Here is a 13,799-nt window from a genome sequence, read left to right as displayed (position 1 = left end):
GCAAGCGACGCGGGCCTCATCGACGCCATAGGTAGCTCCGCAGCCGGGCGAAATGCACCGTTGGAAAGCGACATTCGTAGAAGCTGCGACGCTAATGGGCGATTCTCCTGCGGCGATTGTCTATGTAGGGCAGGTTTTCCAACCTGACAGAAAGCAGCGCGGGGTCGATCAACGATCAGGGGCGAGACGCCCAGGCCAAAACGACGCGTGGAGTTTTAGTCTAGGTGAGCTTCCGATGCCGGGCAAGGCATACTCTCTCGGTAAGCAACGCATGTTCCGAAGCGAGCCGGCAAGCAGGATCGGCGTGGCGAAAATTGCCCGGTTCCGCTAAACTACCGGGCCGAAGGAGCTTGCTTTTTACCCGTAATTTCCAGTTGGGGAATCCATGTCGAGTCGGCCGTTGCGATTCGTTCAGGCCGGCGATTTTCTGCTCCACCAGCCGTTCGACGGGCTGATGGATGTGCCAGACCATCTCGCCCAGCGGCTTATCGAAGCCCCCTATCGAGTGGCCGAACGAGTTTTCGACGCGGCGATTGCCGAGAACGTCGATTTCGTCGTGCTTGTCGGTAATCTTTGCGATCCGCATCGCGCCGGGCCGCGCGGGCTGGTGTTTCTCGCGGATCAAATTTCCAGGTTGGCGGAACGCGGAATCGCCGTTTATTGGGCCTCCGCGGAGACCGATCGCGGCGCGGATCGGCCGGCACATTTGCAATGGCCCGCCGGAGTGCATCGCTTTGCGGCAAATCGGGTCGAGCATTTGATACATCATCGAGACGGAATGCCGCTCTGCCAGATCGCCGGCCGCAGCATTGACAGGAATTCGCGCACGTCCGACCTGCTTGCCGCCGCATTTGCGCCCAGCCCCGACGGATTGTTTTCGGTCGCGATTGTTCCGGGCCCGGCCCCGGGCAATGCCGCCTCGCTACTCGCAGTCGGCAATCGTTTCTGGGCGTGTGGCGGGTCTCGGCAGCCGGTTACGGTGCTGGCCGAATTCGATCTGCCCGGTGTCGTGCATTGCGCCGGCACACCGCAAGGCCGATCGCCGCAAGATATCGGCGCATTCGGATGCACGCTCGTTCGCGTCGAGAACGACGGCGCAATCGAGCCGCGCGATCGAATCCGTCTTACGTCCATCGCCACCGACGCCATCCGCTGGCACGACGAACGATTGCTTCTTCCAGAAGCGCCGGACGATTCTGCGATCCAACGACTGCTCCACGAGCGGATGCAAAACTTGGTGGCCGCAGCGCCTGACCGCGTGCAATTGATTCGGTGGACGATCGAGTGCGGGCAGCCGAGCGGCAATCGAACCAGTTCATCGTCGTCGGCCGGCGCCGAATTGTTGGCGATGCTGCGCAGTGAATACGGCGCTTGCGAACCGCCCGCTTGGAGCGTTTCGCTTTCAATCGCGCCACCGCAGATTCCGGCAGCATGGAGCGAACAGCAAACACTGGTGGGAGAGTTCTTGCGCCGCGCCCGAACATTCGAATCGCCCGAAGCCGAGGGGGCGCAACTGCGTGTCGCCTTGACGGATGAGGAAGTGACGGATGAGGAAGTAACGGATGAGGAAGTAACGGAGCTTCCGGTCGATGGTTCCATCGACGAACTGCTGGCCCCCTTATTGCCCGCTGGCCCCGCTTCGCTCAGGCAGGCCTTGTTGGCCCGCCTCGCCGATTCCGATTCCCGGACAAGTGTCTTGCGGCAAGCGAAAGCTCTCGGGGCCGAACTGCTATTGCCCAGTGGAATGCAGCGAAATTCTCTCTGCCACGTTGGCCCGTCGCCGCGAAACGAGGCGTCCGTGCGATGAACTTCACCGATCTCGGCATCGACGGGTTTGGCGTTTGGAGCGGGCTGGAAATCCGCCATCTTGGCCCGGGGCTGAATGTGTTTTGCGGCCCGAACGAAGCGGGCAAGTCGACGTTATTGGAGTTCGTGCGAGCGGTGCTGTATGGCTTTTCGCCCGAGCGACGCCGGCGCTATCTTCCGCCTGTGCATGGCGGCCCCGGCGGCGGTTGGCTGGCTATCGCCACTCCAAGAGGAAAATTCGACGTCGCCCGCACCGACCGCGCCGACTCGCTTCTCAGTGAAACGATTGTCACTGCGACCGACGGCACCTTACCAGCCGCGGCGCGGAGCGACGAGCAGCTTCGCGAACTGCTCGGCGATGTCGACGAAGCGATTTTTCGAAATGTGTTCGCGCTCGGGCTCGAAGAACTTCAGCATCTCGGCACCCTGGAAGGCACCGACGCGGCGCGGTTATTGTACGGACTTTCGGCCGGCATGGACCGGGTTTCGCTGACCGAGGTGATGTGCGAGCTCGACGCTTCGCGCCGCCGCCTTTTCGGCAATGAAGCGGCAAGATCGCGGATCGCCGATTTGTTGGCCGAGCGAGACACGCTTTCGCAGGGTGTTGTCGAACTCGGCGAGGCGACGAATCGCTACTGGCGGCTCGGCGCCGAGCGCGATGCGTTGGCCGGCGCGATTGGGGAAGCCGAAGCCGATGTCGAGCGGCTTGACCGCGAGGCCCGGCTGATGCAGCTCGCCGTGTCGCTGGCCCCAAAATGGGACGAGCGAGCAGTTCTTGATCGGCAGTTGGCCGCAATCGGACCGCTCGGCGATTTTCCGCCGAATGCCCACGAGCGGCTCGGCCGCATCCGCAACAACATTCGCGCGCATCGCCGCCGCCTGGTGCAAATCGCGGCCCGGGACAAGCAACTTCAGACGGAATCCACGGCCGTTTCGGTCCGCCAAGCGCTCTGGCGGCTCGCGCCGCGCATCGAAGCGCTGGCGGACAATGAATCGTGGATCGCGTCGGTCGAAAAAGAGCTGCAAGCGGCTCGAGCAACCGTCGAACAATTCGAGTCGCGGATGGCGGCCAGCCGTGGCCAATTCGATCTTGGCGGCGAAACCACCTCCGGCGTCGCTCCCGATTTGTCGCACCGGCGCCTGTCGGCGCTTCGCGCGCCGGCGACCGAGATGCGCCGAGCCGTGCGAGCCGCGCGCGAAGTGCAGACGACCGTGCGCGATGCGGAGCAAGAAGTCGAATCTCACGCGGAATCGCTCGAGTCGGCGCTGGCCGCACGCGGTTTAAACGAATTGGCCCCCGCACTGGAAAAATCGGGGCAATCGGCCGCTCAATGGCGCCGCCGCGTGCAACTCGACGATCGACTCGAGCGAATGGCCCGTCATCGAGTCGATCTGGAAGACGAAACGCACGCATCGCTCGATCGGCAGATGTTGCCCGGCTGGATGCTGGCGAGCTTGGGAGGCGTGTTCATCGTCGGCGTGTTGCTATTGTTTGCCGGTTGGCTATTGCCGCGGTCGTTCACCGGCATTCCCGGCCTGATCCTTTCGCTGCTGGGCATCGCGGCATTCGGCGCGGCCGCGGCGGCGAAATGGATTCTCGAACGCGCGGCGGCGCAGCGGCTCGAGTCGTGCCAGAAGCAACTGGCAATGCTCGAAACGCAAACGAAGCAAATCCAAGATGAACGTTCGGCGCTCGACAAGCAACTGCCGAAAGGGGGCGCGCCCTCGGCACGGCTGCAGGCCGCCGAAGCCGAGTTGGCAGCCCTCGAAGAACTCTTGCCGCTCGAGGCGAAACGCCAATCGGCCGAGCAACAATTGCCACTCGCCCACCGCGAGGCCGAGCAAGCGAAGGAAAAACTTCGCGCTGCCCACGAGCAATGGCAGGCCGCCCTTGCCGCGGCCGGCCTGCCAAAACAAATTTCACCGAAGCAGCTTCGCGCGTGGAGCCGCCAACGGGCTGGTATGGCCGATTTGAGCCGACAATGGTCGGCCGCGAAAGAGCAGCGCGACCGGATCGAACGCGAGCTCGCGGCGCTCACGTCGCGCATCGAGCCGCTGTTCGCCGAATCCGGCCTGGAGCCGCAAAGCGATTCGCCTGCCGCGCGGATTCGTCAATTGAGCCGTGAGCTTGGCGAGGAAAAAACGCGCGCGGCACGCCGCGACACATTGCTCGCCGAAATCAAACAACTTGCCCGCACCCGCGCGAAACATCGGGCCGCCATCGTCCGGCTGCGCCGGCGCGGTAAATCGCTGTTGCACCGCGCCGGCGCCGCCAACCGAGCGGAGCTTGCTTGCCGTGCCGCGGAACGTGCCTCTGCCGAAGAATTGGTGCGCCGCCGCGATTTGCTCGACCAAGAGTTGAATGCCGCGTGTACCGGCGTGTGTGTCCCGGCCGCATTGGCGGCGCTGCTCGACGGCCCCGATCGATCGCAGCTTCTAAGGCCCGACCAAAAAACAACTTCTCCGCGATCCGCTCTCCCGCTTGCGGGAGAGGGCAAGGGGCCTGAAGAAACGGAAGCCACTTTTCGGTCGAGCCTAAGTGACTCGCCGCAAGGTCCGTCTGGAGCATCGCAATCCGCTCGCGATCGCCTGCACGAACTGCTCGAACGGCGCGGCCGGTTGGCACGGGAAATGGAATCGCTAGCCGATGATCGCCGGCTGGCCGCTAAGCCATTGCAATTGGCCTGCGTCGAAGCGCGGCTTGCCGAGGCCATCGAACGATGGCAGGTTCTCGGCATCACGTTGCGGATTCTCCAGCAGATCAAAGAAGATTACGAGCGCAAGGGGCAACCGGAAACGCTGCGGGCGGCTTCGCAGTATTTGGCCCGCCTGACCGGCTCTCGGTATCAGCGTGTCTGGACTCCGCTCGGCGAAAATTCGCTGCTGATCGACGACGCCGGAGGAAATTCGCTGCCGGTCGAGGTTCTGAGCCGAGGCACGCGCGAACAATTGTTTCTCGCGCTGCGGCTCGCGCTCGTGGAGGTTTACGCTCGCCGCGGAACCGAAATGCCGTTGGTGCTCGATGACGTGCTCGTGAATTTCGACGACGACCGCTCGGGTCTGGCGGCAGAAGTGTTGCGCGATTTCGCCGCGGCGGGCCATCAATTGCTGGTTTTTACGTGTCACGAGCGATTGGCGAGCGTCTTCGAGTCGCTGGGGGTCGGAGTCCGGCGGCTGCCGCGAAACACCGAGCCGGGCCAAGTCGTGGAAAGAGTCGCCAAGCTGCCGCCCCCGGTTGAACCGGCTCTCCAAACGGAGACACGGCCGGTCGAAGAAAGCTCGCCTACGCCGCAGCCCTCGCGCCGCCGCCGAACGAAGCCTGCGAAAGCCGAGGTCGATCTCGAAGGCCAACCGCCGGGAGATTCCGCGTCGAACGGAGCGACGAATGGGCACGCGCCAGCCCCGATGCCGGTCAAATCGCCGGCTGATGTAAAGCCGCTCGCCGACGAACCGCCGCCGCCCGCGATCGCCGAGGTTTCGCAGCGGACGCCGCCCCGGCAGCGGCGCGCCGACCCGGCGCACCGTGTAACCAGGGTACAAACCGAGAGCCGCCGCTGGTCGGCCGAGGAATTCGACGGCGAACTGGAAGACCGTGTTCGCGGCACGATTGCCCGAGACGACGCCGGAGCCGATGAGACCGCCGGCGACGCGGCAGCCGGCTAACCCGGAATCCCGGTCGGTTGAATATGGTTCGGCTTGAGGGCGAGAAAACCGGGCACCGGTTCGAATCGCCCGAATTCATCAGCCGACTATCCTCGCCTTGCCCTCGGCGTGATAATTGATTGATGCCTTGCTCCTACCTCATCGCCGGTTGCCGCACGCCCATCGGAAAATTCTTGGGCTCGCTGTCGGCCGTCGCCGCGCCGCAGCTCGGCGCCACGGCGATTCGCGAGGCCGTGCATCGCGCCGGTGTGCGGCCTGAGGAGATCGACGAAGTGATCATGGGCTGTGTGCTCGCGGCCGGCGTCGGGCAGGCGCCCGCTCGGCAAGCGGCCCTTGCGGCCGGTTTGCCGCCCACCGTCGCCGCCCTGACGATCAACAAGGTCTGCGGTTCGGGTCTGAAATCTGTCATGCTGGCCGATCAGGCGATTCGCGCCGGCGATGCGCGGCTGATTGTTGCCGGTGGAATGGAAAGCATGAGCCGGGCGCCGCATCTGCTTATCGGCGCTCGCGAGGGTTGGAAATTCGGCAACCAAACCGTGCTCGATTCGATGGTTCACGATGGTTTGTGGTGTGCCTTCGAAAATGTCGGCATGGGCGAAGAAGCCGAATATATCGCTGCCAGCCGACAGGTTACCCGATCCGAGCAAGACGTCTGGTCCGCCGCGAGCCATCGCCGCGCCATCGCGGCCCAAGCCGCCGGTACGTTCGACGCCGAAATCGTGCCGGTCGATGTGCCGGGCAAAAAAGGGACCGTGCATGTAGCCAACGACGAAGGGCCGCGCGCGGATTCGACGCTCGAATCGCTCGCACGACTGCGGCCGGCATTTCAGACCGCTGGAACGGTGACGGCCGGCAATTCGTCGCAACTGAGCGACGGGGCCGCGGCGCTGGTGGTGGCCGATGAATCAACGGCCGAGCGCAGCGAATCGCCGCTCATGGCGCGGATCGTTGCCGCAGCCACTTCCGGCGTCGCCCCGAAAGAGATTTTCATCGCCCCGGTGATCGCGATCGAAAAAGCGCTGGCAAAAGCTGAATTGACGCTCGCCGACATCGATCTCATCGAACTGAACGAAGCGTTTGCCGCGCAATGCGTCGCTTGCGCAAGACCGCTCGGCCTCGATCCGGAAAAAACAAACATTTCGGGGGGCGCGATCGCACTGGGCCATCCGATCGGCGCCAGCGGAGCTCGAGTGCTCGTTACGCTGCTACATGCCCTGCATCGCCTTGGCCTGAAGCGCGGCCTGGCGGCCCTCTGCCTCGGCGGCGGCAATGCCGTGGCGATGATTATCGAACGCGGTTGACACGTTCTTCGGCAGTAGATTTCGGTCGATACATCTCAACGATTTCGCCCGCGGACATTGATCGCGATTTTAATGGCCTTCCGGCGGGAGTATGCAAACTGACGATTGGCAATCGCATTTTTTGCGGAACTTCAGCGTTTGCCCCTCTCCGAGCAACCTGCTGCCTGCGGCTTGGCCGCAAAGTGCTCGCCCCCCAAGACGCCGCTTGTTAGACTTGTTGGAAATCGTTCGTTTCGCCTGCCATGCAATCGTGAGAATCCTCAACATGAATCGCCGAGATTTTGTCTTCGCAAGCGCCGCCGGCATGGCTTTGTCGAGCAGTATGGCCAATATCGGCCATTCCGCCAACCTCGCAGATCGCAAGCCCGCACGCGTCGGTTTGATCGGCACGGGCTGGTATGGCAAGTGCGATTTGCTGCGACTGATTCAAGTCGCGCCGGTTGAAGTCGTTTCGCTGTGCGACGTCGATTCTCGCATGCTGGCCGAGGCGGCCGAGATCGTTTCCACGCGGCAAGCGTCGAAACAACGACCGCGGACGTTTGCCGATTATCGCGAGATGCTGAAGCACAAAGATCTCGATATCGTGCTCATCGGCACGCCCGACCACTGGCACGCCCTGCCGATGATTGCCGCAGTCGAGGCCGGGGCCGATGTGTATGTGCAAAAGCCGATCAGCGTCGATATCGTCGAAGGCGAGGCGATGGTCGCGGCAGCCCGCAAAACAGGCCGAGTGGTGCAGGTCGGCACGCAGCGCCGCAGCACGCCGCATTTGATCGAGGCCCGCGACACGATCGTCCGCGAAGGAAAGCTCGGCAAAATCGGGCTGGTGGAAATCTATTGCTACTACCATATGCGGGCCACCGCGAATCCGCCCGACACCGCCCCGCCCGAAAATCTTGACTACGAAATGTGGACCGGCCCTGCCCCGATGCGCCCCTACAACAAGCTGGTGCATCCACGCGGCTGGCGCGCTTTCATGGAATATGGCAATGGCATCGTGGGCGACATGTGCGTCCATATGTTCGACATGACGCGCTGGATGCTCGGACTCGGCTGGCCGAAGCGGATCGCCTCGACCGGCGGCATCCTGGTCGATAAGGCCAGCAAGGCGAACATTTCCGACACGCAAACCGCCAGCTTCGACTACGGCGATTTGAACGTCGTCTGGCAACATCGCACGTGGGGCGATTCGCCCGATCCAAAATATCCCTGGGGCGCGACATTCTACGGCGACAAGGGGACGCTCAAGCTAAGCGTAATGAGCTACGATTTCACCCCCTTCGACGGCAGCAAGCCGATCCATCGCGACGTCGCCTACGAGCTCGACAAATATCCGGAAGATCGCACGGAAAAGGATTTGGAAAAACACGTCGCTCCGGCGATCCGAGGCCACATGCGCAATTTCCTCCAAGCGATCGACACCCGCGGCAAGCCTGTGGCCGACATCGAAGAGGGGCACATTTCCACCGCGAGCTGCATCATGGCCAATATGGCGATGAAACTCGGCCGCACGTTCACGTGGGACTCCGAAAGGCGTCAGATTGTCGGCGACGACGACGCCAATCGCCTGCTGCGCCGCCCGTATCGCAAACCCTGGATCCACCCGGAAGCGTAGACCCCGGCTCTACAAGACCAGGAATGCTAGCTGCGTCGTTACGGGGAGAATGAGGGCGGCGAGGGTCGAAATCGCCAGAACCAGCGATTCGTTCCGCGGCGGCCGCGTGGCCATTGCCACGAACCCGGTGACGACTGCCGCGATCGCGAAAAATACTTCAATGTCCGCGGCCCTTTCGTGCGCGACCGAGTCGGCGGTGCGCCCCACCACAATAAATGCCACGATTGCGATTGCCATCGAGACTGCATGCACGCCTTGAATCACACGGCACAACGAATCGCGATTTAGCGGAATGCGATACATCGTTCGGCGCAGCTCGCGATTCACCAGCGGAAGAAGCGATAGGGGTCGTCCCATTCCTCGGGTTGGTCGAGATACAGGCCGGTCAGCCAGCGCTGTTCGTGCTTCGACAGATCGACCGGGGTTTGGAATCGGGCGAGGATCGGCGGCGAGGGGGCGACGCCCATGTTCGCTAACAGCCGCGAGAGCAAGAACGACGAGCGGCGGAATGTTTTCTTGAGATAGTATTGCCGTTTGTCGAATTGCCACGGCACGAGTTGGCAAAGGACGATATCGCCCGGCCCGGCCGTGGCCAGGATGCCGTCGCCGATCGGTTTCGCGCCGATTTGCTTGGCGCCGGACACGATGAGCGGCATCTCGCGCGGGTCGCGATTGTAAACATCGGCCGGGCCGACGCCGGCAAATGGCGACGAAAGGTTGAATGCCGTGAAATAGGCGCCGACATGTTCGCGGCCTTGAATGCCGGCGTTCAACGAGGGAATCGCGGCGGCATCTTGTCGGCCAAGGCCGACGCCGAGCAGATGCCCGCCGGATTTGAGCCAATCGGCGATCGCCGCGGCGGCAGGTTTGAGGCTCTTTCCGCCCCCTGGGCCGACGATCAGCACATCCTCGGGCGAAAGCGCTTTGCCGTCGAATGCGCGAGGCGAAAGGCCGGCCGATTCCAGATGCGCTCGGCCCGCCGCGTCGCCGGCATAGACGGCATTGCGTCGCGGGCTGGGCTTCCAAGCCTCCGCATAGCGGAGCGTGTTGACGACGAGCGTCTCGGCGGCAGGATCGGATTCGGTCCGGCCGGTCACATCGAGTTGGCAGAAGAGGATCATGCCGCGGCCTTCGCGATATTCCATCAGCGGGCTGTATTGCAGGCTGAATCCGCCGTCGACGATCGGCAGGAAATCGCCGCAGGCCGGTTTCTCGATCAATGCCGACGCCACGTCGCCGCGATTGCCGCAGCGCCAGACTTGCGTTACCGGCAGGCCGCACCACTCGATCGTCGGCCCGACGCTCGGCCGCATCTCGTATTTGAGCCGCGGTGGCAGGAGGGTCGACTCGCCGCGCCAATCACGCAGATTGTCGGCCGTGAGGCCGGCAAGCAGCGGATGATCGGCGACGCGGGGGAAAACCTGCCGCAAGCCGTATTGAGCCACGCGGAAGCCGAATCGCTTTTCCAACACTTCCGGCGATTGCTCGAACATGATCACGCGCAGCCCATCGCGCACCCGGGCGATCGACGGCGCGGGGCCATCGAGAGTGATGGCCGATTTGCCCACGACGAGCACGCCGATATCCGCGAACTGCGAGGCGGAAAGATCGTCGGTCGCTTTGATTGGAACGGTCGCGACGCCGATTCGCCGCATCGCCGCGCGCGTTTCTCCTTTCGGGTCAAAGAGCGCGAACTTCGTGGCAAAACGCGGCGCCGCCGGGCGAGGCAGAACGCTGATCGCCAGCGCGTCGTCTTGCGTTTCGCGAGTCTGCATGGCGTCCGAGCGGCCGACGACCGGGTCCCCAAACCGGATTTGAACGCGCAGCTCGTATTTCCCGGGCGGGATGTCAGCGGGCAGTGTGACGCTCGTGTCAATCCGGCGCTGCGAACCGGGCGGCACCCCGCCGGCTCCGTGGCCGCCGAGCGAATTCCCGCCAATGGCCAACGTCCAGCCGCAGACGTGGCCGATCGTTCGGCGCGAGCCGTTGATAACGACAAGCTGCTTCTCGACCTTCTCGCCAGGAAAGAAATTGTGATCTTTGCCGGTGAATGCCGTCGGCTTGCCGGCGATGTAGGCCAGCAATGGCATGTTATTGCGATACATCGCCTCGGCCGCCGGAGTCGGAATCCAGTCTTTCCGGTCGAATGCGACATCCATCCGCTCGTAGCGCTGATCGATGTAGTCGGGACTGAAACCGGGACGCTGCAGACGTTCCCAATCGATCGCGAGATTTTTTCGACTGCGATCGACGCCGTAGCGGAGCTTCCAAAAAAATTCGTGCTGCCAGGCTGAAATCGCCGACACGCCCCAAGTGCGATAGGCCCGCCAATTGTCGGTCAAATATCGCGCCATGACTTGATAGCGGCTATCGAAGACTTTCGAATCGAAGCTGTAGGGATCATCCCAGCGAAACCAGCCGTCTGCGGTGCGAAATTGCTTCGCCTCCCAGCGAAGGTTTTGTTTTTCCTCGGGCGTCGTATGGAATGCCGCGTCGCCTAAGAATTGCGAATTCCATTCGGCGAGGCAAAATTCCCACGGCACCTTGGCGCTGCCCCACTCGCGCTTGCCATGATAGAAGCCGCGGTACATGCCCCAATCCCACGTGAATGGAGCGCCGTATTCGCAGGTGAACACCGGCTTGATGCCCACGGTGGCCCAGTGCTCGAACCAATCCGATAGCTCTTGGATCGGCGCGAAATTCGGATAGAAATTGCTGTCGTGCATCGGGCCCAGATTGCCGGACGCGTGGTGATACACGATTCGGCTCGGATCCATGCGGTGCACGATTGCCTCGGCCCGCGTTGCAAGCTGCACGTTCTTGAGCGCCCAGCGATCGCGGGGGGCATGAATGCCGTCGATCAGATCGGGATTCATGTCTTCATCGTAGCCGGTCGCATTATGGCTCATCGCGTACGCCACGATCGACGGATGATTCTCCGCAGCGCGAACGTAGAATTCCGCGGTTCGGGCGTAGCCATTGGTTCGATCGGCGTCGGGCTTCGTCCAATCAAAATGCGAAAAATGAGGTTGCGTCAGCGAAACAAGCATGCCTTCGTCGTCGGCCGCACGCAGAATTTCGGCAAAGCCGAGATGCGCGCCGGGATCGCAATCGTAGTTGTGCGTGTAGACGAAATTCACACCGAAGCTCTTCAACCGCTCGAAGCTTTCGCGAGCAGCTTCGTAAGTGGCCCAAGCGACGCCGATTTCGGCGTTGTCGAGCGGAACGGCGGAAAGGAAAATCCGAGTGCCGTTCAAATAGAAGTCACGGCCGACGATCCAAAACTCGCGGAAGCCGAACCGCATCGGCAGCGCCCGATCGAGCACCTCGTGGCCCAGATCGAGCGACACGGAAACATCGTACATGTTCGCGGGCGTATCGGTATCCCAAAGCTTTTCAGGCTTCCATTTTTCGGTGAATGCAAACCGGCCGGCTTTGAGATCGCTCGATTTGAACGGGGGGCTGTGAAAATCGCGAACCGGTTTGCCATGCTCGGTCGCGCGCGCTACCAAGTCAAAAACACCGTCGACTGGAAGATTTTCCAGTGCCACATCGAACATGATTTCGCCGCGGCGGACCGAAGTCTCGACTCTCACATCGGCAATCCGTCCCTTGGCGGGCATGCTTTCCAAAAACACGTCGCCGCACAGGCCGCGGCGCGGCACCGTCGCCCGTTGCTTGCGCGCCGAGTTCGTGTCTTGATACGAAAGGAGCACTTCCTTGAGCGGCATCGCCACGACCAACAGGCTCAGCACGTGCTTGCTGCCCGGACGACATGCCGACGTGAGATCGGCATCGCCGCCGGGAAAGTGAATCTCACCCGCCTTGCGGCCATCGACGAACACGGCCGCATACGAATTCACATACTCGGCCGATAGGGCAATGCGTCGCCCGGCCCACGCGAGCGGAATCGCGATCGCGCGCTGATACCAGGCCGCGGTGCTGGCGGCAAGATTTTCGTTCTTCCAGCTCGGGTGGGCAAAAACGGTCTGGCTGTCTTTCTGCAGATAGTCGCGGATGCCGGGCCAGCAGCCGGGGACTTTGAAATAGCCCCAGTTCTTGGCGGGAACATCGTCGGCGACCGTCTGCGCGGGCTGCCAGCGCCACAAGCCGTTGATGCAGATGCGCTCGCGAGTCGGCGTGATCGCGCGATCGGCCTTGGAAATATCCCATTCGGCCGTCACGCCGCTCGGCAGCGCAACGGCAACGTCGTCGGCGCGAAGCGCCTCGCCGAACGTCAAAAACGCGAACGTCAGGAATACGCAGAATAGCCCAATGATCGGAAGCCGATAGCTTGGCATTCGAGCCTCCCCCGGCAGGCAGCCGCCACGGCGAAAAGTGGATCGTCGAACCGGGCACGCAGAGAGAACTCAACGGCCGCCGACAACCCGCTTTTGCACGTCGGGTTCGAGCACGCCGAACACCGCTTCGTGGCGCTGGAGCGTTAGCTGCAAAGCGTGCAACATGCGCTTGGCCGTATAGTAATTGGTAACGATTCGCTGGGCGATCGGCACCGGATGCGGCGGGGGCATGATGAACGGCTGCGGATTCAAGCCAAAGTCGATGATCAGTTCTTCCGGCGTTCCGGTGACGCGGCAAAAATTCGCATAGCACGTGACCGTCTTGCTGTCGTCGACCTCGATGCGCGGACCGCCTTGGCCGGCAGACTGCGCGGCCGGATCGGCGGCTGTTGGAGTATCCGAGGGAATTCGTTCGGTGGGTTTGGACACGAAATGGTCTCCTTTCAAAAGGCCCCGCGGGCGCACGGGCGGTGCATCCATGGTTTCGGCTGGCATATCCTCGGCGGCCAGTGCGGTTGGAAAAACCGCGGTTCTCAGGCGGCCGCGCGGCTGCACACCGCGATCCGGCAGTTTACTACCCCCGCCGCAAAGGCACCAGTCCCCGGCGCCGGCCACGGTGCGGCGATGCCGGGGCGCGCCAAGTCGACCATCAGGATGCGGCCGGCGGCTTTGGCGGCTCGATCATCGCCTCGCGATCCCAAATCTTTGGCGCGACACAAACCCGAAGCGTTAGCGAGGGAGCGCCGCAACGGCGGCATCGTCTCGCTGCAGGCGACAAAGCCGCATGCACATTGGACGACGCCGCGAGGCCGACCCCGCAACGGAGCGCTCCCTCGCTTACGCTTCGGACTAGTGTTGCGTCAACGCTGGATTTTGGGAGGTCAAACCACCTCGCCCGACGATTCGCCGCCTCGCGATCCCAAATCTTTGGCGCGACACAAACCCGAAGCGTTAGCGAGGGAGCGCCGCAATGGCGGCATCGTCTCGCTGCAGGCGACAAAGCCGCATGCACATTGGATGACGCCGCGAGGCCGACCCCGCAACGGAGCGTTCCCTCGCTTACGCTTCGGACTAGTGTTGCGTCAACGCTGGATTTTGGAATGGTCAAACCAC

General features: G+C 62.8%; 7 protein-coding genes. 4 read left to right on the top strand and 3 right to left on the bottom strand.

The genetic code is table 11. The annotated features are described in order from the left end of the window. The first annotated feature begins 385 nt into the window (after window positions 1–385). The 4 genes from VHX65_16630 (at window position 386) to VHX65_16615 (ending at window position 8,385) form a co-directional block, all read left to right on the top strand. The gene (locus VHX65_16630; GenBank protein ID HEX4000182.1) at window positions 386–1,807 is read left to right on the top strand and encodes a hypothetical protein; all 1,422 of its coding nucleotides are present in this window, start codon (window positions 386–388) and stop codon (window positions 1,805–1,807) included. Next, a complete protein-coding gene (locus tag VHX65_16625) occupies window positions 1,804–5,469 on the top strand; it encodes an AAA family ATPase (protein ID HEX4000181.1) in 3,666 nt (1,221 codons plus the stop codon). Before VHX65_16630 ends, VHX65_16625 begins: the two co-directional genes overlap by 4 nt. Before the next feature lie 122 nt (window positions 5,470–5,591). Beyond that, window positions 5,592–6,770 (top strand): acetyl-CoA C-acetyltransferase, encoded by a 1,179-nt coding sequence (locus VHX65_16620; GenBank protein ID HEX4000180.1) that lies wholly within the window; start codon window positions 5,592–5,594, stop codon window positions 6,768–6,770. A gap of 265 nt (window positions 6,771–7,035) precedes the next feature. Then, entirely contained in the window at window positions 7,036–8,385 is a 1,350-nt protein-coding gene (locus tag VHX65_16615) for a Gfo/Idh/MocA family oxidoreductase (GenBank protein ID HEX4000179.1), read from the top strand. A gap of 9 nt (window positions 8,386–8,394) precedes the next feature. On the opposite strand, the gene VHX65_16610 is transcribed toward VHX65_16615, so the two are convergent. The 3 genes from VHX65_16610 to VHX65_16600 all read right to left on the bottom strand — a co-directional run bounded on the left by VHX65_16610 (window position 8,395) and on the right by VHX65_16600 (window position 13,115). Further along, window positions 8,395–8,622, bottom strand: coding sequence for a hypothetical protein (locus VHX65_16610; protein HEX4000178.1), 228 nt, complete (start codon window positions 8,620–8,622; stop codon window positions 8,395–8,397). Between the two features lie 86 nt (window positions 8,623–8,708). Next, complete coding sequence (locus VHX65_16605; protein HEX4000177.1) at window positions 8,709–12,686, bottom strand: hypothetical protein; 3,978 nt, start codon at window positions 12,684–12,686, stop codon at window positions 8,709–8,711. A 69-nt stretch (window positions 12,687–12,755) separates the two neighbouring features. Further along, window positions 12,756–13,115: a DUF3467 domain-containing protein gene (locus tag VHX65_16600; GenBank protein ID HEX4000176.1), complete on the bottom strand. Its 360-nt coding sequence runs from the start codon at window positions 13,113–13,115 to the stop codon at window positions 12,756–12,758. Between the last annotated feature and the right edge of the window lie 684 nt (window positions 13,116–13,799).

The sequence above is a fragment of the Pirellulales bacterium genome (assembly GCA_036267355.1).
Classification (GTDB): domain Bacteria; phylum Planctomycetota; class Planctomycetia; order Pirellulales; family DATAWG01; genus DATAWG01.
The sequence above is the reverse complement of the archived record's forward strand: the minus strand, read 5'-3'. Positions and strand labels throughout refer to the sequence as shown.